Source organism: Streptomyces cinnabarinus (genome assembly GCF_027270315.1).
GTDB classification, from domain to species: domain Bacteria; phylum Actinomycetota; class Actinomycetes; order Streptomycetales; family Streptomycetaceae; genus Streptomyces; species Streptomyces cinnabarinus.
The window spans coordinates 5356090-5376935 of record NZ_CP114413.1 but is presented as its reverse complement, the minus strand read 5'-3'; the positions used below and the strand labels follow the sequence as shown (position 1 = coordinate 5376935).

The following is a 20846-nucleotide window of genomic DNA, read 5'->3' as shown; positions in this document are numbered from 1 at the left end:
GGCTCGATGGACAGGTATGTGCATCATGAACTGCGGTCCGTCATCACGGTGCTGGCCGCGGTCGCGGTCTGTGCGCCGGTGACGGCGGCCGTCCACGGCACCCTGATCGACTCGGGTGATCTCTCGCTGTTCCTGGCCGGGCTGATCGGGTTCGCGGTGCTGTTCACGCTCGCGCAGGCGTCCCGGATCAAGTGGCTGAGCGAGGTGCTGGACTTCGAGGCGGCGGTCCCCTTGGAGGAGCCGCCGCCGGAGGTGTCCCTGCTCCGGCATCCGGTCAACCCCTGGCTGCTCGCCGTGATGACGGCCGGGACCCTGGGCACGGCGCTCGCCTGGGAACCCGCGGCGGCCCTGTTCCCGCTGTGGCTGGCGCTGGCCTGGCTGGGCCAGGCCTGGCTGGCCGTCAACTGGGAGCGCGGCAACGGCAAGGTGCTGTGGCGGGGCCACGACCCGGACAAGCCCTGGCGGCTCTCGGTCAGCCCCCGGCCACTGACTCGAACCGCCACCGGTGCACTGCCCGAGTGACCAGCTCACCGTCCGGCTCGGGCAGTTCGGGCAGTACGGCGTCGTAGTCGGCGTCCCACCAGGTGATCACCAGCACCCGGTCCTCCGGCGCCCGGAAGGTCTCCCGGCGCAGCGGCGGCTCGGCGAGCCGCTGCCCCGAGACCCAGGCCAGCAGCTCCTCGGCCCGGCCCTCGGCGGCCCGCGCCTCCCACATCAACGCGATGGTCATGAGTAGAGGTTCTCCTTGCTGACCTCGTGCACATGGTCATGTCCGGGGACATGCGGGTCGGTCACCGGCAGCGAGGAGTCGGCGGACAGGTCCCAGCTGGAGGCGGCCCGGTTGCGGGCGACCATCTCCGCGCCGAGGGCGGCAACCATCGCGCCGTTGTCCGTGCACAGTTTCGGCCGCGGCACCCGCAGCTGAATACCTGCGGCCTCGCAGCGGTGCCGGGCCAGCTCCCGCAGCCGGGAGTTGGCGGCGACCCCGCCGCCGATCATCAGGTGGTCGACGCCCTCGTCCTTGCAGGCCCGCACCGCCTTGCGGGTCAGCACGTCCACGACCGCCTCCTGGAAGGAGGCCGCCACATCCCGCACCGGCACCTCCTCGCCCGCCGCCCGCTTGGCCTCGATCCAGCGGGCCACGGCCGTCTTCAGACCGGAGAAGGAGAAGTCGTACGCCGGGTCCCGGGGGCCGGTGAGCCCGCGCGGGAAGGCGATGGCCCGCGGGTCGCCCTCCTTCGCGTACCGGTCGATGACGGGCCCGCCGGGGAAGCCGAGGTTCAGCACCCGGGCGATCTTGTCGAAGGCCTCGCCGGCCGCGTCGTCGATGGTCGCGCCCATCGGGCGGACGTCGGAGGTGATGTCCGAGGACAGCAGCAGGGAGGAGTGCCCGCCGCTGACCAGCAGGGCCATCGTCGGCTCGGGCAGCGCGCCGTGCTCCAACTGGTCCACGCAGATGTGCGAGGCGAGGTGGTTCACGCCGTAGAGGGGCTTGCCGAGCGCGTAGGCGTACGCCTTGGCCGCGGAGACGCCGACCAGCAGGGCACCGGCCAGACCGGGACCGGCGGTGACCGCGATCCCGTCCAGGTCGCGGGCGCTGACGCCCGCCTCCTTCAGCGCCCGGTCGATGGTCGGCACCATCGCCTCCAGGTGCGCGCGCGAGGCGACCTCGGGCACCACGCCGCCGAAGCGGGCGTGCTCGTCGACGCTGGAGGCGATCGCGTCGGCGAGCAGGGTGGTGCCGCGGACGATGCCGACGCCGGTCTCGTCGCAGGACGTCTCGATGCCGAGGACGAGGGGTTCGTCAGCCATGGATCTCGGTTCCTTGTACGGAGGAGGAAGGGTCGTTCAGGCGCATCACGAGGGCGTCCACATTGCCCGGCTGGTAGTAGCCGCGGCGGAAGCCGATGGCCTCGAAGCCGTAGCGCTCGTAGAGCTTCTGGGCGCGGACGTTGTCGACGCGGCACTCCAGCATCACTTCGGCGCACTCGAAGGTGGTGGCCGCCCGCAGCAGCTCGGTCAGCAGCTGCCCGCCGAGGCCGGTGCCCCACTGGTCGCGGGCCACGGCGATGGTCTGGATGTCGGCGAGGTCCCCGGAGGCGGCGAGCCCCGCGTAGCCGATGATCCGCTCGTCGGCCAGGGCGACGACGTACCGCCGGGTCGCCTCCGCGCCGCGCGCGTGGGCCAGCTCGGACCAGAACATGCCCCGGGACCAGGCGTCCTCGGGGAACAGGTCCTTCTCCAGGGCCAGCACGGGATCGATGTCCCACCAGCGCATCTCGCGCAGCACCGCTGTCACTTGGGGGTGACCACCTTGTAGTTCTTGGGGACCTGGGCGTCGGGGCGGCGCAGGTACAGCGGTCTGGGCGCGGGCAGTTCCTCGCCCGCCGCGAGCCGCTCGGCGGCCAGCGCGGCGAGGGCGGCGGCCGACACGTGCTCGGGCTCGTGGGCGCTGGGGAAGGTGTCGGGGTAGAGCAGCGCGCCCGCGCCGACCGCGGGCAGTCCCGCGACCCGTTCGGCGATCTCGGCGGGACGGTCGACGGCCGGGTCGGTCAGCCGGGTGCGGGAGTCGGCGTAGGTCGCCCAGTAGACCTCCTTGCGCCGGGCGTCGGTGGCCACGACGAAGGGCCCCTTGTCGATGTCGGCGGCGTAGGCGAGGGCGTCCAGCGTGCACACGCCGTGCACGGGGACGCCGAGCGCGAGCCCGAAGGTGTCGGCGGTCATCAGACCGACGCGCAGCCCGGTGTACGGGCCGGGCCCGGTCCCTACGACGACGGCGGTGACGGCGTCGAGCCTCAGCCCCGCCTCGGCGAGCACACGGTCGACGGCCGGCAGCAGCAGCTCGCCGTGACGGCGGGCGTCCACCTGGCTCGACGAGGCGATGACGTCCGTGCCGTCGTGCAGCGCGACGGTGACGGCGGGGGTGGCGGTATCCAGAGCGAGCAAGAGCACGCAAACAGCCTACGGCTCCCCGCGCACGGGCACGGCCGCACCGGCGGAGCGGGCACCGGCTGCTACCGTCGCCGGGAGGCACGACGTACGGCGAAGAGGTGGGCGACGGTGGCAAGCAACAGCTCCGGGATCGTGGCCGGGCTGACCACGGCGGCCCTGGTGACCGTGGGCTTCCTCGCCTATCAGGCCTCGGCGAACGTGCCGGCCGAACTCCGGCAGTCGGACGAGAACACCGCGCCCGCGGTGGCCACGTCCAAGGCGCCGCGCGACAAGAAGAACCCCGCCGCGCTGCCCGCCGGGTCCGGCAGGGGTGAACGGGTCGTGTACTCGGTGGACGACGACCGGGTGTGGCTGGTCGGCAGGGGCGACAAGGTGCGGCGCACCTTCGAGGTGAGCCCCGGCACGGTCGACCCGAAGCCGGGCGTCTACACGGTCACCTCCCGCTCGGGCCGGGTCACCGGCACCGACGGGGTCCCGATCGAGCACGTGGTCCGCTTCACCACCGTCGGCGGCGTGATCGTCGGATTCAGCGCGGCCGTGGACGACACACCCCCGAACCCCGACGCCCCGAAGCTCACCGGCGGCATCCGCGAGTCCCGAGGGGACGGCGACGCGATGTGGGCCTTCGCGACGATCGGCCACAAGGTGGTCGTGATCCGCTAGGGATCAGGCCGCTTTACGTTCCTGCGCCGGCGCGGTGCTCTGTTCCGGAGCGCGCGGCGGGGTCGATACGGCGGTTGCCGCGGCGCCTGCCGCCAGCAGATCGCGCATGGACACTCGGGGCAGCGGCTGGAGCCGGTCGGTGTCCCGTTCCGTGGCCGACATGGACGCCTCCTGGGAGCCGGGGGCGGAGGTAGTTAGGCACACCTAACTACGGGCTGGGTACCATGTGACCACGCCCGGGACGGCGAACGCAATATCTTCCCGACGACTTGTCGGAATGTTCCCGGACACCTCAGGCGGACAGCGCCTCCAGCCCCGCCGCGATCCAGCGCTCCCCGAGCCCGGTCACCGTCACCTGCCGTACCTCGTCCGTGGTGTCGCCGACGGCCCGGTGGATGACGAGCTGGAGCCGGTCCTCGGTCAGCTCCTCGACCTTGCCCTCGCCCCACTCCACGACGATCACCGAGTCGGGCAGCGAGACATCGAGGTCGAGGTCCTCCATCTCGTCGAGACCGCCGGCCAGGCGGTAGGCGTCGACATGGACCAGCGGCGGCCCGTCCCCGAGGGAGGGGTGCACCCGGGCGATCACGAAGGTCGGTGAGGTGACGGCGCCCCGGACCCCGAGCCCCTCGCCGAGCCCCCGGGTCAGCGTCGTCTTGCCCGCGCCGAGTTCCCCGCTGAGCATCACGAGGTCACCGGCGCGCAGCAGCTTGGCGAGACGGCGGCCGAGTTCCCGCATCTGCTCGGGAGAGGTGACGGTCAGCTCGGTCTCAGCCTGGTTGTGCGGTGCTGCTTCCATAGCCCCCCACGGTAGCCCCTGCGGGCACCGCCCCCGCGCGGGTGAGCAGGTCGGCGAGACGGTCGGTGACCACTTCCGGGTGTTCCAGCATCACCAGATGCCCGGCGTCCGGGACGAGCACCAGTTCGGCGTCGGGGAGCAGGTCGGCGATCGCCTCGCTGTGCTCGCTGGGGGTGACCAGGTCCTTGACCCCGGCCAGCACCAGCACCGGCAGCCGGGCGAAGTGGGCGATCGCCTCGGTCTTGTCGTGGTCGGCGAAGGCCGGGTAGTACTCGGCGACCACGTCGATCGGCGTGGCCTCGATCATCCGTTCGGCGAACCGCGCCACCGCCGGGTCGACGTCCCGGGAGGCGAAGGAGTACCGCTTGATGATCCCGGCGAACAGGTCCGCGGTCGCCCGGCGCCCCCGCTCCACCAGTTCGGCCCGCTGCCCGAGCGCCTTCAGCACACCGGGCAGCACCCGCCGTACCGCGTTGACACCCGCGACGGGCAACCCGAAGTTGACCTCGCCGAGCTTCCCCGAGGACGTGCCGACGAGGGCGACGGCGACGACCCGGTCGCGGATCAGCTCGGGGTACTGGTCGGCCAGCGCCATCACGGTCATGCCGCCCATGGAGTGCCCGACGAGCACGATCGGCCCCTCCGGCACCGTCGCGTCGATGACCGCCTTCAGATCCCGGCCGAGCTGCTCGATGTCGACCGGCACCCCGTCCTGGACCTGCGCCACCCCGCGCTCCGACCGGCCGTGGCTGCGCTGGTCCCAGTGCACGGTGCGGACGACGCCGCGCAGCGCCGCCCGCTGGAAGTGCCAGGAGTCCTGGCTGAGGCAGTAGCCGTGGCTGAAGACGACGGTGACCGGGGCCGGGGCCTTGCGTCCGAAGAGCCGGCGCCGGCGCGGGGCGGGACCGCCCTCGGGCTCGACGTCGTCGACCTCGTAGTACAGCTCGGTGCCGTCGTCGGACCGCGCCTTTCCGGGCATGCCGCGCAGCGCGCCGTACGGGCCCGCCGAGTCGAGCGCGAGGCGGGCCTTCTGCCGCATCCCCCGGCCGACGGTGAGCCGCTCTATGGCGACACCGGCAGCGGCGCCCGCGGCGACCACGCCTATCGCGGCGCCCGCGATACCGGTCGCCCGGCGCCAGTTCCCGGCGGAGGCGACGGCCGCGACGGCCTCCGCACTGCTCTCGCTCACGTACCGCTCCTCTTCGCCGGACTAGTGCCGACTGTCAGGCTGGCCTTCGTTCACATAGACGCGGGGAACACGGGATCCGATCCGGGTGACGATTTCGTACGCGATGGTGCCGGCGGCCTGCGCCCAGTCCTCGGCGGTGGGTTCACCGCCGTCGCCGGGCCCGAACAGCACCGCGCGCTCCCCCGGCTCGGGTTCGTCGCCGCCCAGGTCCACGATGAACTGGTCCATCGCGACCCGTCCGGCGATCGTCCGCCACTTGCCGCCGACCAGCACCGGACCGGCGGAGGAGGCGTGCCGCGGGACACCGTCCGCGTACCCGACGGGGATGAGTCCAAGGGTGGTCTCACCCGCGGTGGTGTACTTGTGCCCGTAGCTGACGCCGTGACCGCCGGGCACGTGCTTGACCAGGGCGACGGACGCGGACAGCGTCATCACCGGCCGCAGTCCGAAGTCGGCGGGGGTGCCCAGTTCGGGACTGGGCGAGATGCCGTACAGGGCGATCCCGGTCCGTACCAGGTCGAAGTGGCTGTCCGGACGGGTCAGGGTGGCGGGCGAGTTGGCGATGTGCCGCACCTCGGCGCGTACGCCCCGCTCCTCGGCGTACGCGACCATCTCCCGGAAGCGGTCGAGCTGGGCGTCGATGGAGGGGTGTCCCGGTTCGTCGGCGCAGGCGAAGTGCGACCAGAGCCCGGTGATCCGGACGAGTCCCGCGCCCTCGGCGGCGAGCGCCTCGCGGACCAGCTCGGCCCAGTCGTCGCCGGGCTGGCAGCCGCCGCGGCCGAGCCCGGTGTCCGCCTTGAGCTGCACACGCGCGGGGCGCCCGGCCTCGCGGGCGGCGGCGGTGACCTCCGTCAGCGCCCACATCCCGCTCACCGACACATCGAGGCGCGCCTCGATCGCCTCCCGCCAGGGGCCGCCCGGCGTCCACAGCCAGCACATGATCCGCACGTCGTCCGGCAGCCCACCGCTCGCCCGCAGGACGAGGGCCTCCTCCGGAGTGGCGGTGCCCAGCCAGGTCGCCCCCGCCTCGACGGCCGCGCGGGCACACTGCGCCGCGCCGTGGCCGTAGCCGTCGGACTTCACGACGGCCATCAGGGCGGCGCCCGGCGCCAGGGCGCGCAGGGCCCGCACATTGGCGCGCACGGCGGCCAGATCGATCTCGGCGCGGGCCCGCAGGGGCGCGGTCCGCAGGGCAGCAGTTTCAGTCATGGCGCCCCCAGTGTCTCAGAGGGGTCCGACGGCCGAGCCGAGCCCCGGACGGCGGGGCGTGCCGAGTGGCCGGGGTCACCCGGACGTATCACCCGCCGGTCATAGGGTGCTCGGCATGAGCATCATCGGGGTCGGTATCGACGTGGCGGAGATCGACCGGTTCGCGGCGTCCCTGGAGCGCACGCCCGGGATGGCGGGGCGGCTGTTCCTGGACAGCGAGTTGTGGCTGCCGAGCGGGGAGCGGCGCGGAGTCGCCTCGCTGGCCGCGCGGTTCGCGGCGAAGGAGGCGCTGGCCAAGGCGCTCGGCGCCCCGGCGGGGCTGCACTGGACGGACGCGGAGGTGTACGTCGAGGACAGCGGGCAGCCGCGGCTGCGGGTGACGGGGACGGTGGCGGCCCGCGCGGCGGAACTCGGCGTACGGGCCTGGCATGTGTCGCTCAGTCACGACGCGGGCGTGGCCTCCGCGGTGGTGGTCGCGGAAGGCTGAGGGGCACGAGAGACTCGACCCCATGCGGACTGCGTACGGCGTGGAGACGGTCAGGGCGACGGAACGGCAGCTGATGGCACGGCTGCCCGAGGGCACGCTGATGCAGCGGGCGGCGGCCGGACTCGCCGTGGCCTCGGCGGACCTGCTCGGCCGGGTGTACGGCAGCCGCGTCGTGCTGCTGGTCGGCAGCGGCGACAACGGCGGTGACGCGTTGTACGCGGGGGCCCGGCTGGCCCGCCGCGGCGCGGGTGTGACGGCGCTGCTGCTGGCACCGGAGCGGGCGCACGCGGGCGGGCTGGCGGCGCTGCGCAGGGCGGGCGGCACGACGGTGCACAGCCCGGCGGGAGGCCGGGCGGCAGGGGCGACGGAGGGCGCGGCGGATCGACCGGCGGGGGGCAGCGCGAGCGACCCGGCCGAACGCCCGGCAGGCGGCCCGGCCGGCCCCACAGCGGCCGAGGTGCTCATCGAGCGGGCCGATCTGGTGCTGGACGGCATCGTGGGCATCGGCGGCAAGGGCGGGCTGCGGCCCGACGCCGCGCGGCTCGCCGAGGCCGCCGAGCGCTCCCGGGCCGCCGTGATCGCCGTCGACCTGCCGAGCGGCGTCGACGCGGACACCGGTCAGGTGCACGGCGCCGCGATCCGCGCCGACCTCACCGTCACCTTCGGCACCCACAAGCCGGGGCTGCTGATCGACCCGGCGCGGGACTTCGCGGGCACGGTCCGCCTGGTCGACATCGGCCTCGACCTGCCGGAGGAGCCCGCGCTGGAGGCCCTTCAGCACGCGGACGTGGCGCGGCTGCTGCCGGTGCCGGGCCCGGAGAGCGACAAGTACCGGCGGGGCGTGGTCGGCATCGCCGCCGGTTCCGCGCGCTACCCCGGCGCCGCGGTGCTGGCGGTCGCGGGCGCCCTGCACGGCGGCGCCGGAGCCGTGCGGTACGTCGGACCGGCCGGGGACGCGGTGCTCGCCCGCTTCCCGGAGACCCTGGTGTCGGACCTGGGCCCCGCCAAGGCGGGCCGAGTCCAGTCCTGGGTGGTCGGACCGGGCGCCGGGGACGACGCGGCGACGGTGGCGCAGGTGCTGGAGGCGGACGTACCCGTGCTGATCGACGCGGACGGACTCCGGCTCGCGGACCGGGACACGGTACGGGCGCGTACGGCGCTGACCCTGATGACCCCGCACGCCGGGGAGGCGGCGGCGCTGCTGGGTGTCGCGCGCGCGGAGGTCGAGGGCGCCCGGCTGTCGGCGGTGCGGGAGCTGGCGGCGCGGTACCGGGCGACGGTGCTGCTCAAGGGCTCGACAACCCTGGTGGCGGCCGAGGAGGGAGCGGTGCGGGTGAACGCGACCGGCACCTCCTGGCTGGCCACGGCGGGCAGCGGGGACGTGCTGTCGGGCCTGGCCGGATCCCTGCTGGCCGCGGGGCTCCCGGCGCGGGACGCGGGGAGCGTGGCGGCGTATCTGCACGGGCTGGCCGGGCGGTACGCGGCGGACGGGGCGCCGGTGGGGGCGCAGGACGTGGCGAAGGCGATCGCGCGGGCCTGGCGGGACGTCCGGGACTGAGCCCGGACGTCCGGCGGGCGGATCAGTAGTACCAGCGCTGGTCGTCGTTGAGGCTGCAGTTCCACAGGATCAGCTGGACGCCGTTGGCGGTGCTGGAGTTGGGGACGGCGAGACAGAGGTCGGCCTCCATGCTGCGCAGCCGGCCGATGCTGTCGTGGATCCAGAGGTCGCTCTCGCTGGGCGGGTTCGACGTGCTGCACGTGTACTGGAAGGGCTTGGAGCCGGGCGTGTACGAGCCGACGACAAGGCACTTGCCGCTGTTCTGGTTGACGAGCCGGACCCTGTTCTCCGCCTCCTTGCGCAGCTCCCAGCGCTGGTCGGTGTTGCCCGTGCACTGCCACTGGACCGGAACCACGCCGTTGCTCTCGCTGGAGCCGGGAATCGCGAGGCACTTGATGGAGTTGCGGTTGGTCAGTTCGAGGTAGGTCACGGCCTGGGCCTGGGACTGCGTCACGGCCAGGACGGAAACGAGCGCGATCAGCAGCACGCCGAGTCTCCGTGCCGCCTTCAGGGCAACGGTCATGTGTCACTCCGGAATCAGGGGTCACATCGGTCACTTACCGGCGGCACACCCTGACACCCCTGGCCGAACTCCCGTAGAACTCTTGGCCAACGCTCGCCGACGCGGTGATCGCTACTCCACCGTGACCGACTTCGCCAGGTTCCTCGGCTGGTCCACCTCGTTGCCCCGGGCCGTCGCCAGTTCGCAGGCGAATACCTGCAACGGCACCGTCGCCACCAGCGGTTGGAGCAGCGTCGGCGTCACCGGGATACGGATCAGATGGTCGGCGTACGGGACCACCGCCTCGTCGCCCTCCTCCGCGATCACGATGGTCCGGGCACCCCTGGCCCGGATCTCCTGGATGTTGGACACGATCTTGTCGTGCAGGACGGACCGGCCCCGGGGCGAGGGGACGACCACCACCACGGGCAGGTCGTCCTCGATCAGCGCGATCGGGCCGTGCTTCAACTCGCCCGCCGCGAAGCCCTCGGCGTGCATGTAGGCGAGCTCCTTCAGCTTCAGCGCGCCCTCCAGGGCCACCGGGTAGCCCACGTGCCGCCCGAGGAACAGCACCGTCTTCTTGCCGGCGAGCGAGCGGGCCAGGGCCCGTACCGGCTCCATGGTCTCCAGCACCCGCTCCACCGCGCCGGAGATCTCCGCCAGATCCCGGATGACGGCCCGGATCTCGTCGCCCCACTTGGTGCCGCGCACCTGGCCGAGGTAGAGCGCCACCAGGTAACAGGCCACCAACTGGGTCAGGAACGCCTTCGTCGAGGCGACCGCGACCTCCGGGCCCGCGTGAGTGTACAGCACCGCGTCCGACTCGCGCGGGATCGTCGAGCCGTTGGTGTTGCAGATCGCCAGCACCCTGGAGCCCTGCTCCCGGGCGTGCCGCAGCGCCATCAGGGTGTCCATGGTCTCGCCGGACTGGGAGATCGCGATCACCAGGGAGCGCGCGTCCAGGATCGGGTCCCGGTAGCGGAACTCGCTGGCCAGCTCCACCTCGCAGGGGATCCGCGTCCAGTGCTCGATGGCGTACTTGGCGATCAGCCCGGCGTGGAAGGCGGTGCCGCAGGCGACGATGACGACCTTGTCCACCTCCCGCAGCTCCGGGGCGGAGATCCGCACTTCGTCGAGGGTCAGGGCGCCGGAGGTGTCGATGCGGCCCAGCAGGGTGTCGGCGACCGCCTTGGGCTGCTCGGCGATCTCCTTGAGCATGAAGTAGTCGTAGCCGCCCTTCTCGGCCGCCGAGGCGTCCCAGTCGACGTGGTACGAGCTGACCTCGGCCGGGCTGCCGTCGAAGCCGGTCACCGTGACACCGTCCCGGCGCAGCTCGACCACCTGGTCCTGGCCCAGTTCGAGCGCGGAGCGGGTGTGCGCGATGAACGCGGCCACGTCCGAGGCGAGGAACGCCTCGCCCTCCCCGACGCCCACCACCAGCGGCGAGTTGCGGCGCGCGCCGACGACCACGTCCGGCTCGTCCGCGTGCACCGCGACCAGCGTGAACGCGCCTTCCAGACGGCGGCACACCAGCCGCATCGCCTCTGCGAGGTCGGCGCAGGAGGAGAACTCCTCGGCGAGCAGATGGGAGACGACCTCGGTGTCGGTCTCGGAGGCGAGGTCATGGCCGCGCTCCGCCAACTCAGCCCGCAGCAGCGCGAAGTTCTCGATGATGCCGTTGTGGACGACGGCCACCCGTCCGGCGTTGTCCAGGTGCGGGTGCGCGTTGGCGTCCGTGGGCCCGCCGTGGGTCGCCCAACGGGTGTGCCCGATACCGGTGGAGCCGCTCGGCAGCGGGCGGTCGACCAGTTCCTTCTCCAGGTTGACGAGCTTTCCGGCCCGCTTGGCGGAGGCCAGACCGCCGTCCGCGAGCACGGCCACGCCCGCCGAGTCGTATCCCCGGTACTCCAGCCGCTTCAGTCCGGCCATCACGACATCGAGCGCCGACTGCGACCCCACGTATCCCACGATTCCGCACATGAGCGGCAGCCTACGATCGAATCGGCCGCCAAACCGGCCACAGCGTGCCCGATTTCGGAAATTCTCAGGCTGTTCCGGCTCAGGTCTTCGCCCGGTACGCCCGCATCGCCAGCGGATAGAACACGAGCGCTATCCCCGCCGCCCACACCAGCGACCACAGCACCGGCTCCGCCACCGGACCGCCGAGCAGCAACCCCCGGAAGGCGTCGGAGAGATGGGTCACCGGGTTGACGTCGCTCCACGCCTGGAGCCACCCCGGCATGGTGTCCACCATGACGAAGGCGCTGCTGGTGAAGGTGATCGGGAAGATCAGGGTGAAGGCGAACGCCTGCACCTTCTCCGCGTCCCCGGCCAGCATCCCGATCAGCACCGCGCCCCAGGACACGGCCGCCGCGAACACGATCACCAGCAGGGTGCCGAGCAGGAAGCCGCCGAAGCCGCCGGTGACCCGGAAGCCGAGCAGCAGTCCGAGCCCGATCATCAGCAGCAGCGCCCACAGGTGCTTGGCGAGGTCGGCGGTGATCCGCCCGATCAGCGGCGCCGAGCGGGCTATCGGCAGGCTGCGCAGCCGGTCGAAGACGCCCTTGGTGAGGTCGGTGTTGAGCGCCATCGCCGTGTACATCGTCATGAACAGGGTGTTCTGCACGATGATCCCGGGCAGCGCGTACTTCAGATACGCCTCGGGCGATCCGGCCATCTGCCCGCCCAGGACATAGGTGAACAGGAACACGAACATGATCGGCGTGATGCTGTAGTCGACCAGTTCGAGCGGGTTGTGCTTGACCGCGACCAGACTGCGCCAGGCCATGGTGAAGGTCTGCTGGAGTCCGGCGAGCGGCCGGACCCGGCCCGACGCGCTGACGGGCGCGGTGAGGGTCGTGGCGGTCATGACCGGCTCACCGCCTTCTCCAGATCGGCGCCTTCCCGGACCGGATCGCCCTCGGCCTCCTCGTCCTCCTCGGACGGTTCGGCGCGATGTCCGGTCAGTGCCAGGAAGACCTCGTCCAGCGAGGAGCGGCGCAGCGCCAGCTCACCCACGGCGATGCCCTCCCGGTCCAGGGTGCGCACGACCGCGGGCATCAGCTCGGGGTCCTTAACCGGGGCCGTGACCGTCTCGCCCTCGATCTGGGTCTGCGCCCCGGCCGCCCTGGCCACCAGCTCGTGCACCCGCCCGAGCTCCTCGGCGAGCAGCGGCCGCACCTGGAGCACCTGGCCGCCGACCTGGGACTTCAGCTCGTCCGGGGTCCCCTCGGCGATCACCCGCCCCTTGTCGATCACCACGATGTCGTCGGCGAGGACATCGGCCTCGTTCAGATACTGCGTGGTCAGCAGGGCCGTGGCGCCGTCCGCGACCAGTCCCCTCAACAGGTCCCACAGCTCGCCTCGGCTGTGCGGGTCGAGGCCGGTCGTGGGCTCGTCGAGAAAAAGAATGCTGGGCCGGCCCACCAGGCTCGCGGCGAGGTCGAGACGCCGTCGCATCCCGCCCGAGTACGTCTTCGCGGCCCGGCCGGCCGCGTCGGTCAGCTGGAACCGCTCCAGCAGCTCCCGCGCCCGCGCCTTGCCGTCCTTGCGGCTCAGGCCCAGCAACCGGCCGATGAGCAGCAGATTCTCCGTACCGGTCAGGTTCTCGTCCACGGCGGCGTACTGCCCGGTCAGCCCGACCAGGGCACGGACGATCCCGGCCTCCCGCACCACGTCGTGCCCCGCCACCCGGGCGCGCCCGCCGTCCGGCTGGAGCAGCGTCGCGAAGATCCGTACGGCGGTCGTCTTCCCCGCGCCGTTGGGGCCGAGCAGCCCGAGCACCGTGCCCTGCCGGGCACCCAGGTCGACCCCGGCCAGCGCCTCGGTCTCCTTGAACCGCTTGACCAGGCCTTCCGCCTCAATCGCATACGTCATGGGTCACCCCTCGGGGGTCGGTGGACCCCGGGCCGGGCCCACCTCTCCCACAACTGTGACGCACGCCACTGACATTCCCCACCTCGGCCCGGTTCGCCCCGTAATGCTCGCCGCGTGACGGATGCCACCCCACCGTCCGTTCGTACTCCCGTAACAATGGACTGTGATCTCTCCGGTCTCCCCGCTGCCCCGGAGCGCCCACCGGCACAAACCGGAGGCGACTCCCTACGTCGACCTCACCCGAGCCGAGTGGAGCGCGCTGCGCGACAAGACGCCGCTGCCCCTCTCCGCCGAGGAGGTCGAAAAGCTGCGCGGCCTCGGCGACGTCATCGACCTCGACGAGGTGCGGGACATCTACCTCCCGCTCTCCCGGCTGCTCAATCTCTACGTCGGCGCCACCGACGGACTGCGCAGCGCGCTCAACACCTTCCTCGGCGAACAGGGCTCCCAGTCCGGCACCCCCTTCGTCATAGGGGTCGCCGGTTCGGTCGCGGTCGGCAAGTCCACGGTCGCCCGTCTGCTCCAGGCCCTGCTCTCCCGCTGGCCCGAGCACCCGCGCGTGGAGCTGGTCACCACGGACGGCTTCCTGCTGCCGACCAAGGAGCTGGAGGACCGCGGCCTGATGTCGCGCAAGGGCTTCCCGGAGTCCTACGACCGCCGCGCCCTGACCCGTTTCGTCGCCGACATCAAAGCGGGCAAGGACGAGGTCACCGCCCCCGTCTACTCCCACCTCATCTACGACATCGTCCCGGGCCAGAAGCTCACCGTGCGCCGCCCGGACATCCTGATCGTCGAGGGCCTGAACGTCCTCCAGCCCGCCCTGCCCGGCAAGGACGGCCGCACCCGGGTCGGCCTCGCCGACTACTTCGACTTCAGCGTGTACGTCGACGCCCGCACCGAGGACATCGAGCGCTGGTACCTCAACCGCTTCACCAAGCTGCGCGCGACGGCCTTCCAGAACCCGTCCTCGTACTTCCGCAGGTACACCCAGGTCTCCGAGGAGGAGGCCCTGGACTACGCCCGGACGACCTGGCGGACGATCAACAAGCCCAATCTGGTGGAGAACGTCGCCCCGACCCGGGGCCGCGCCACCCTGGTCCTGCGCAAGGGCCCGGACCACAAGGTGCAGCGGCTGAGTCTGCGCAAGCTGTGACGGCTACGCTGCCGCCATGCTGCACCTGCGCCTGATCACCCCGGCCGACCGGACCGACGAGGTGGTGCGCCTGATCGAGGACACGGTCGGCACCACCCACCTCGTGGTCCTGCCCTGCTCCGCCCGCAACCCGGCCGGGGACGTGGTGCTGTGCGACGTGGCGCGGGAGGCGGGCGACGAGCTGCTCAGCGGACTTCAGCGGCTGGGCATCGACGACTCCGGCTCCATCGCCGTGGAGAACATCGACCTGTCCCTGTCCAAGCGCGCGGACAAGGCGGAGGCGGAGGCCCCCGGCGAGGGCGCGGACGCGGTCCTGTGGGAGCACCTGACGGACGCGACGCACGAGGAGTCGACGCTCTCCGTCACCTACCTCGCGTTCCTGACCCTGGCCACCATGATCGCGGCCTGCGGTGTGGTCCTGGACAACGCGATCCTGATCGTGGGCGCGATGGCCGTGGGCCCGGAGTTCGGCCCCCTGGCGGGCATCTCCACCGCACTGGTCCAGCGAGCCCCGCGGCTGGCACTGCGCTCGCTGAACGCCCTGATCGTCGGCTTCGCCGTGGCCATGGCGGTGACGGTCGGCTTCAGCCTCTTCATGAACTCGATCGACCTGTTCAGCCAGGAGCAACTGGACGCCGACCGCCCCCAGACCGCGTTCGTCTACGCCCCCGACGCCTTCAGCTTCATCGTCGCCCTCCTGGCAGGCGCGGCCGGCACCCTCTCGCTGACCTCGTCGAAGTCCGGTGCCCTGGTGGGCGTGGCCATCTCGGTCACCACGGTCCCGGCAGCGGCGAACGCGGCGGTGGCCCTGAGCTACGGCGACACCGAACAGACGTGGGGTTCGACGGAACAGCTACTGCTGAACCTGCTGGGCATCGTCCTGGCCGGAGTGCTGACACTGTTCGCCCAGAAACTCTTCTGGCACCGACAACGACAGCAGACCTGAAGGGGCGCGGGGAGCTGCGCGACCAGCCACGACGAACCCTGCGGCCGGCCGGCAACAGCTCCCCGCGGACGCTCAGCCCAACGCCGACTTCACGACATCGGCAAGCCGCCCGGCAACAGCCCGAGCCTGATCGATATCGGCCGCCTCGACCATCACCCGCACCAGCGGCTCCGTGCCGGACGGCCGCAGCAGTACCCGCCCGGTAGCCCCCAGCTCCCGCTCGGCGTCAGCGACAGCGGCAGCCAGCTCGGCGGACGTACCGGCACGGGACTTGTCCACATCCGGCACATTGACGAGCACCTGAGGCAGCCGCTCCATCACACTGGCCAGCTCCCGCAGCGACCGCCCGGTCTCAGCGACCCGAGCGGCCAGCAACATCCCGGTCAGCGTCCCGTCACCCGTGGTGGCGTGATCAAGGATGATCACGTGCCCGGACTGCTCACCGCCCAGCGCGTACCCGTGCTCCTTCATCTCCTCCAGCACATACCGGTCACCGACGGCGGTCTGGACGAGGTTCAGCCCCTCCCGCTCCATCGCCAGCTTGAACCCGAGGTTGGACATGACCGTCGCGACAACGGTGCCGGAGCGCAGTGCGGAACGCTCCCGCATCGCCAGCGCGAGCACGGCCAGGATCTGGTCGCCGTCCACCTCCTCACCGGTGTGGTCGACGGCGAGACAGCGGTCGGCGTCACCGTCGTGCGCGATGCCGAGCGCGGCACCGTGCTCGATGACGGCGGCCTTGAGCAGGTCCAGGTGGGTGGAGCCGCAGCCGTCGTTGATGTTGAGCCCGTCCGGCTCGGCTCCGATCGTGATCACCTCGGCACCGGCCCGCGCGAAGGCCTCCGGCGAGACCCGCGCGGCAGCACCATGTGCCTCGTCAAGGACGATCCTCAGCCCGTCGAGCCGGTTGGGAAGCACCCCGATGAGATGGGCGACGTACTGGTCGGAGCCCTCGTGGTAGCTGCGCACCCGGCCGACGCCCGAGCCCGTCGGCCGCTGCCACGGCTCGCCGTGCCGGTGCGACTCGTAGACGGACTCGATCCGGTCCTCCAGCTCGTCGGCGAGCTTGTGACCGCCCCGGGCGAAGAACTTGATGCCGTTGTCCGGCATGGCGTTGTGGCTGGCGGAGAGCATGACGCCGAGGTCGGCGCCGAGCGCGCCGGTGAGATGGGCGACGGCGGGTGTGGGCAGTACTCCGACCCGCAGCACGTCGACGCCGGCGCTCGCCAGACCGGCGACCACGGCGGCCTCCAGGAACTCCCCGGACGCGCGCGGGTCCCGTCCGACCACGGCTTTCGGCCGGTGGCCCTCGAAGGTGCCCGCCTCGGCGAGCACGTGGGCCGCCGCGACCGACAGACCGAGCGCCATCTCGGCGGTCAGATCCGCGTTGGCGACACCGCGCACGCCGTCCGTGCCGAAGAGTCGTCCCACTTGTCCTCCTGATGAAGCGTCACTTTCGAGATCATCTTCGGAGATCGTCCCAGATCACCCGATCACACAAGCCTTTGAACGTCTTGTGCCGTTATACGCCCACGGCTGTGATAAACGAACGCCCCGGCGGCACTGTGGCGTGCCGCCGGGGCGTTGCGAGCTGCAGGCAGCGAAGCTTAACGCTTGCTGTACTGCGGAGCCTTGCGGGCCTTCTTCAGACCGGCCTTCTTGCGCTCGACCGCACGGTCGTCGCGGCGGAGGAAGCCGGCCTTCTTCAGGGCGCCGCGGTTGTTGTCGACGTCGGCCTCGTTCAGGGCGCGGGCGACACCGAGACGGAGGGCGCCGGCCTGGCCGGAGACACCGCCACCGGCGATGCGGGCGATGACGTCGTAACGACCCTCAAGCTCCAGGACCTTGAACGGCTCGTTGACTTCCTGCTGGTGCACCTTGTTGGGGAAGTAGTCCTCAAGGGTGCGACCGTTGATCTTCCACTTGCCGGTGCCCGGGACGATCCGGACGCGGGCGATGGCGTTCTTACGACGGCCCAGGCCGGCGGCCGGCTGGGGCTCACCGAAGCGCGAGGCGAGGGATTCGGAGGTGTACTCGCCCTCCACCGGAACCTCGGACTCGGTGGTGTAGCTGTCGATGTCAAGCTCTTCGAGCGGCTGCTCGGCAGTGGTCTCGGCCACGATTCTCCTCAGATTCTGTTCAGTCTTAGGGGGTGGCCGGACTTACTGCGCGACCTGGGTGATCTCGAACGGCACCGGCTGCTGGGCAGCGTGCGGGTGCTGGTCACCCTTGTAGACCTTCAGCTTCGAGAGCATCTGACGGCCCAGGGAGTTCTTGGGGAGCATGCCCTTGACGGCCTTCTCGATGGCCTTCTCGGGGTTCTTGTCGAGGAGCTCGTCGTAACGGACGGAGCGCAGACCACCCGGGTAGCCGGAGTGGCGGTACGCCATCTTCTGGGTCCGCTTGTTGCCGGAGAGGTGCACCTTGTCGGCGTTGATGATGATGACGAAGTCACCGGTGTCGACGTGGGGCGCGTAGATCGGCTTGTGCTTGCCCCGCAGGATGGAGGCGGCGGTGCTGGCGAGACGGCCCAGGACAACGTCCTGAGCGTCGATGACGTGCCACTGACGAGTCACATCGCCGGGCTTAGGGCTGTACGTACGCACTTCGCAGCCTTCTTCTTCAGTGGATGGGTGCTGACACATGGCATCCATGAAGCGATCGTGCAGCTGGGGACGACAGTGCCGGGGACGCTGCCCGTATGCCGCCCACTGGTAACTGCTCCAGGGAACCTACGTAAGGGCCTCTCGCGTGAGAACGACCAAGCCGATACGCATAACAGTCCGCAAGAATACTCGTGCAGCCCCGGACGGGTCAAAACGAGGTCACTGCTGTCACGGGAGCAGATTTTACCCGCCCCCGGCCCCACCTCCGGGTCCGGACGCCCGGACGCGGGTCGTACCAAGCACCCGGAGATGTCGCATTTGCGCTCGCCCGGCGAGGTAACGGCTGGACTCCCAGGGCTCCTTGAGGCGGAACGGCACCCCCCGGTCCCCGTCTAAGATGCGCCCCATGAGCTTCGGGCAGCAGGGGGGACCCCAGTCCCAGTGGGATCCCTGGAAACCGCATTCCCAGCAGCCGTGGACCAGCGGCGGCGACAGCCGGACCCCGGACTGGGCCGCGCTCGCCGAGGCGTCCGAGTCCCGTAACAAGCGACGCCGGCTGCTGTTCATCGGCGGCGGCGCGCTGGCCACGGTCGGCATAGCCGCGGCGGTCGCCGTGGCCGTGGTGTCGGCCAATGGCGACGACGGCTCCAACAAGCCGACCGCCCAGCTGCCCGCGACCGCGGACATACCGAGCGGTTCCACGGGCCCGGAGCCGTCCTTCGAGCCGACGAGCGCGCCGCCCCCGCTGGATCCGAACGACTTCATCGCCAGCGCGAAGAAGGACACGGCCCCGCTGAGCCCGCAGACCCTCTACCCGGACCAGCAGCTCACCCTGGGCGGGACCGTCTACAAGAAGGGCCCGACGGCCGACACCAAGGACTGCTCGGCGGCGGCCCTGAAGACCCTGCCGAAGATCCTCGACGCCAACGACTGCACGCGTCTGATGCGGGTCACCTACGTCGACGGCGGCATCGCGGTCACGATCGGCGTGGCCGTCTTCGACACCGAGGCGCAGGCGGCCAAGGCCAAGGGCCAGACCGACGACAAGAGCATCGTGCGGGCCTTGTCCGGCAAGGGCGTGAAGTCCTTCTGCAACTCCGCCGTCTGCCGCTCCACGCGCAATTCCTACGGCCGCTACGCCTACTTCACGGTCGCCGGTTTCACCAACGGCAAGGACGTCACCGACAAGGACACCAAGGTGTTCGCGGCCGGCGACGCCCTCCAGACCTTCACCTTCGACCAGATCCGCCGCCGGGGCGAGGCGCAGGCGTCGGCGGCGGCCCAGGCTGGCTGAGACCCCTCAGGCAGTCCTGAGGGGTCCTTCCGGAATCCTCAGGAGTCCGAGGGCAGCGTGTCGAACCAGCCGACGCCGTCGCCCTGGAACTCCTTCGCGGCCGCCTCGGCCTGCTTCGCGGTCAGGGCCTTGCCGGACTGGTGGTAGAACCAGTCCACCTTCATGTCCCAGGCCCGGTCGCCGGTGAAGGGCAGGTCGACGAACCAGGTGTTGAAGTTGACCGCCATGTCGGCGCGCGGGGCGTAGTCCGAGCCGCTGCGGTAGAGGGTCTTGCCGTCGAGACTGTAGGTGACGGAGTCCTTCTTCACCGTGATCACCATGGTGTGCCAGCCGGCCAGGCTCTGCTCGGTCTTGCTGGTGACGCGGTCGCCCTCGTCGGCGTTGCGCCAGGTCGTGGTGTCCAGCTTCGGACCGGGCGCGCCCCAGCCGCCGTTCGGCATGTACTCGTTGTCCAGCTCGGCGTACTTGTTGCCGGAGCCGCCGATGGTGAAGAACGTCTGGTTGATGTGGTCGCCGTTGTCACCGGTGGTCGGCTTGTCGGTGAAGTGGATGCGCGCCGCGTAGGTGCCGGTGCGGAACTTCGACTCCTTGGTGCCGAGCGCGGCCTGCTCGGTACCGGCCTTGGTGCCGTCGGTGGCCGCGCGCAGGTTGAGCACCTGGCCGCCGAGCGCCTCCTCGTCCCCCGGGAACGAGACGCCCTTCGCGGTCCAGGTGTTCTCGATGCCGGGGCCGCCCTTGCTGGTGCGCACCAGCCAGCCGTGCTTGAACAGCGCGGTGTCCTTCGGGCCCCGATAGTTGAAGTCGTCGAAGAAGCCGCCCTCGGGCAGCTCCGGCACCGCCCGGGACACCGGCTTCGCGGAGGCCTCGGCACCCTTGCCGCCGGGCTCCTCGCCCCACACCAGCGCACCGCGCTTGTAGGCGGGCACCCGGTCGGACTCCTGGTAGGTCCGCTTGTCGGCGTCGTAGGACCAGTCACCGTCCTGGTCGACCGGCTCGTGGTCGGTGCGGTAGAGCTGGATCTCCAGTCCACGGCTGTTCGCACCGGGCTTCAGCACGCCCGCCTTCTCGGTGAACCCGAGCTCCAGGTAGTGGTCGGCGCCCTCGTGCGGCGTGTCCATGGCGACCACGGAACCGGTCAGATTCGAGCAGCCCACGGCCGCTTCCACACAGTTGAAGCCGTACGACGTGTCCCCGTCGGCGGTGAAGTAGTACCGAAGCGAAACCTCGCTCAGCGGCACGGGCTTCTCCGAGGTGTTGAAGACCTCCAGCCACGGCCGGACGGCGTCGGCCTCCGGATCGGTCTCCGTCCGGTAGCGGACGGTGAGCTCGGGGTCCTCCGGGTTGAAGTGGTTCCACAGCGGCTTCGCGGCCAGGACACCACCGGCCAGGACCGCGACCACGAGCAGGACCTTGAACGCGCGGGCTATGCCACTGCGGCGGCGGGGCTGACGGCGGGACGCCACGTGAGGTCTCCTTCGGGGGCGCGGGGCGTGCGCCCGGCGGATGTGGAATCGGCAAGAGGGTACCGGTCACCGCGCCAGGCACCAGGGGTCGGCTTAAGACCGGAATCCGACGTGAAGGGACCGACTCATGACCATGCGGAAGGGTTGTA

At 71.2% G+C, this 20846-nt stretch carries 23 protein-coding genes; 7 read left to right on the top strand and 16 right to left on the bottom strand.

The window, feature by feature from the left end:
• Nucleotides 1-6: 6 nt before the first annotated feature.
• Nucleotides 7-522 (top strand): hypothetical protein, encoded by a 516-nt coding sequence (locus STRCI_RS24495; protein WP_269661104.1) that lies wholly within the window; start codon nt 7-9, stop codon nt 520-522.
• Here STRCI_RS24495 and STRCI_RS24490 read toward each other — a convergent pair.
• Genes STRCI_RS24490 through tsaB form a run of 4 tightly spaced genes read right to left on the bottom strand, consistent with a single transcriptional unit; the run spans nt 473 to nt 2952 of the window.
• The gene (locus STRCI_RS24490; RefSeq protein ID WP_269661103.1) at nt 473-730 is read right to left on the bottom strand and encodes a hypothetical protein; all 258 of its coding nucleotides are present in this window, start codon (nt 728-730) and stop codon (nt 473-475) included. The genes STRCI_RS24495 and STRCI_RS24490 overlap by 50 nt on opposite strands.
• Complete coding sequence (gene tsaD, locus STRCI_RS24485; RefSeq protein ID WP_269661102.1) at nt 727-1812, bottom strand: tRNA (adenosine(37)-N6)-threonylcarbamoyltransferase complex transferase subunit TsaD; 1086 nt, start codon at nt 1810-1812, stop codon at nt 727-729. The genes STRCI_RS24490 and tsaD overlap by 4 nt, the downstream gene beginning before the upstream one ends.
• Entirely contained in the window at nt 1805-2278 is a 474-nt protein-coding gene (rimI, locus tag STRCI_RS24480; RefSeq protein ID WP_269664629.1) for a ribosomal protein S18-alanine N-acetyltransferase, read from the bottom strand. The genes tsaD and rimI overlap by 8 nt, the downstream gene beginning before the upstream one ends.
• Before the next feature lie 17 nt (nt 2279-2295).
• The gene (gene tsaB / locus STRCI_RS24475) at nt 2296-2952 is read right to left on the bottom strand and encodes a tRNA (adenosine(37)-N6)-threonylcarbamoyltransferase complex dimerization subunit type 1 TsaB (RefSeq protein WP_269661101.1); all 657 of its coding nucleotides are present in this window, start codon (nt 2950-2952) and stop codon (nt 2296-2298) included.
• A 108-nt stretch (nt 2953-3060) separates the two neighbouring features.
• On the opposite strand from tsaB, the gene STRCI_RS24470 reads away from it, so the two are divergent.
• Nucleotides 3061-3615: a hypothetical protein gene (locus tag STRCI_RS24470; protein WP_269661100.1), complete on the top strand. Its 555-nt coding sequence runs from the start codon at nt 3061-3063 to the stop codon at nt 3613-3615.
• Between the two features lie 3 nt (nt 3616-3618).
• On the opposite strand, the gene STRCI_RS24465 is transcribed toward STRCI_RS24470, so the two are convergent.
• The 4 genes from STRCI_RS24465 to alr all read right to left on the bottom strand — a co-directional run bounded on the left by STRCI_RS24465 (nt 3619) and on the right by alr (nt 6812).
• Nucleotides 3619-3777 (bottom strand): hypothetical protein, encoded by a 159-nt coding sequence (locus STRCI_RS24465; protein ID WP_269661099.1) that lies wholly within the window; start codon nt 3775-3777, stop codon nt 3619-3621.
• Nucleotides 3778-3907: 130 nt separating this feature from the next.
• Entirely contained in the window at nt 3908-4414 is a 507-nt protein-coding gene (gene tsaE, locus STRCI_RS24460; protein WP_269661098.1) for a tRNA (adenosine(37)-N6)-threonylcarbamoyltransferase complex ATPase subunit type 1 TsaE, read from the bottom strand.
• On the bottom strand, nt 4386-5603 hold the full coding sequence (locus STRCI_RS24455; RefSeq protein WP_269661097.1) for an alpha/beta fold hydrolase: 1218 nt from the start codon (nt 5601-5603) through the stop codon (nt 4386-4388). The genes tsaE and STRCI_RS24455 overlap by 29 nt, the downstream gene beginning before the upstream one ends.
• 21 nt (nt 5604-5624) lie before the next feature.
• Nucleotides 5625-6812: an alanine racemase gene (alr, locus tag STRCI_RS24450; RefSeq protein ID WP_269661096.1), complete on the bottom strand. Its 1188-nt coding sequence runs from the start codon at nt 6810-6812 to the stop codon at nt 5625-5627.
• A 115-nt stretch (nt 6813-6927) separates the two neighbouring features.
• Between alr and STRCI_RS24445 the strand changes: the two genes are divergently transcribed.
• Both STRCI_RS24445 and STRCI_RS24440 read left to right on the top strand, forming a co-directional pair.
• Nucleotides 6928-7299 carry a holo-ACP synthase gene (locus STRCI_RS24445; RefSeq protein WP_269661095.1) on the top strand — a complete coding sequence of 124 codons (372 nt, stop codon included), beginning with the start codon at nt 6928-6930 and terminating at the stop codon, nt 7297-7299.
• A 22-nt stretch (nt 7300-7321) separates the two neighbouring features.
• Nucleotides 7322-8857, top strand: coding sequence for an NAD(P)H-hydrate dehydratase (locus STRCI_RS24440; RefSeq protein WP_269661094.1), 1536 nt, complete (start codon nt 7322-7324; stop codon nt 8855-8857).
• A gap of 22 nt (nt 8858-8879) precedes the next feature.
• Here the strand turns inward: STRCI_RS24440 and STRCI_RS24435 are convergent, their stop codons facing one another.
• The 4 genes from STRCI_RS24435 to STRCI_RS24420 form a co-directional block, all read right to left on the bottom strand.
• Nucleotides 8880-9380, bottom strand: coding sequence for an RICIN domain-containing protein (locus STRCI_RS24435; RefSeq protein WP_269661093.1), 501 nt, complete (start codon nt 9378-9380; stop codon nt 8880-8882).
• A 111-nt stretch (nt 9381-9491) separates the two neighbouring features.
• The gene (glmS, locus tag STRCI_RS24430; RefSeq protein WP_269661092.1) at nt 9492-11339 is read right to left on the bottom strand and encodes a glutamine--fructose-6-phosphate transaminase (isomerizing); all 1848 of its coding nucleotides are present in this window, start codon (nt 11337-11339) and stop codon (nt 9492-9494) included.
• A gap of 79 nt (nt 11340-11418) precedes the next feature.
• Nucleotides 11419-12228 (bottom strand): ABC transporter permease, encoded by an 810-nt coding sequence (locus STRCI_RS24425; RefSeq protein ID WP_269661091.1) that lies wholly within the window; start codon nt 12226-12228, stop codon nt 11419-11421.
• Complete coding sequence (locus STRCI_RS24420; protein WP_269661090.1) at nt 12225-13235, bottom strand: ATP-binding cassette domain-containing protein; 1011 nt, start codon at nt 13233-13235, stop codon at nt 12225-12227. Before STRCI_RS24420 ends, STRCI_RS24425 begins: the two co-directional genes overlap by 4 nt.
• Before the next feature lie 163 nt (nt 13236-13398).
• On the opposite strand from STRCI_RS24420, the gene coaA reads away from it, so the two are divergent.
• Nucleotides 13399-14388, top strand: coding sequence for a type I pantothenate kinase (coaA, locus tag STRCI_RS24415; protein WP_269661089.1), 990 nt, complete (start codon nt 13399-13401; stop codon nt 14386-14388).
• A 16-nt stretch (nt 14389-14404) separates the two neighbouring features.
• The gene (locus STRCI_RS24410; RefSeq protein WP_269661088.1) at nt 14405-15334 is read left to right on the top strand and encodes a DUF389 domain-containing protein; all 930 of its coding nucleotides are present in this window, start codon (nt 14405-14407) and stop codon (nt 15332-15334) included.
• Nucleotides 15335-15406: 72 nt separating this feature from the next.
• On the opposite strand, the gene glmM is transcribed toward STRCI_RS24410, so the two are convergent.
• The 3 genes from glmM to rplM form a co-directional block, all read right to left on the bottom strand.
• Complete coding sequence (gene glmM / locus STRCI_RS24405) at nt 15407-16765, bottom strand: phosphoglucosamine mutase (protein ID WP_269661087.1); 1359 nt, start codon at nt 16763-16765, stop codon at nt 15407-15409.
• A gap of 176 nt (nt 16766-16941) precedes the next feature.
• A complete protein-coding gene (gene rpsI / locus STRCI_RS24400; protein ID WP_067018959.1) occupies nt 16942-17454 on the bottom strand; it encodes a 30S ribosomal protein S9 in 513 nt (170 codons plus the stop codon).
• A 42-nt stretch (nt 17455-17496) separates the two neighbouring features.
• Complete coding sequence (rplM, locus tag STRCI_RS24395) at nt 17497-17940, bottom strand: 50S ribosomal protein L13 (RefSeq protein WP_269661086.1); 444 nt, start codon at nt 17938-17940, stop codon at nt 17497-17499.
• 406 nt (nt 17941-18346) lie between these two features.
• On the opposite strand from rplM, the gene STRCI_RS24390 reads away from it, so the two are divergent.
• Nucleotides 18347-19234 carry a hypothetical protein gene (locus STRCI_RS24390; protein ID WP_269661085.1) on the top strand — a complete coding sequence of 296 codons (888 nt, stop codon included), beginning with the start codon at nt 18347-18349 and terminating at the stop codon, nt 19232-19234.
• Between the two features lie 38 nt (nt 19235-19272).
• Here STRCI_RS24390 and STRCI_RS24385 read toward each other — a convergent pair whose 3' ends face one another.
• The gene (locus tag STRCI_RS24385) at nt 19273-20697 is read right to left on the bottom strand and encodes a cellulose binding domain-containing protein (RefSeq protein ID WP_269661084.1); all 1425 of its coding nucleotides are present in this window, start codon (nt 20695-20697) and stop codon (nt 19273-19275) included.
• Nucleotides 20698-20846 lie beyond the last annotated feature (149 nt).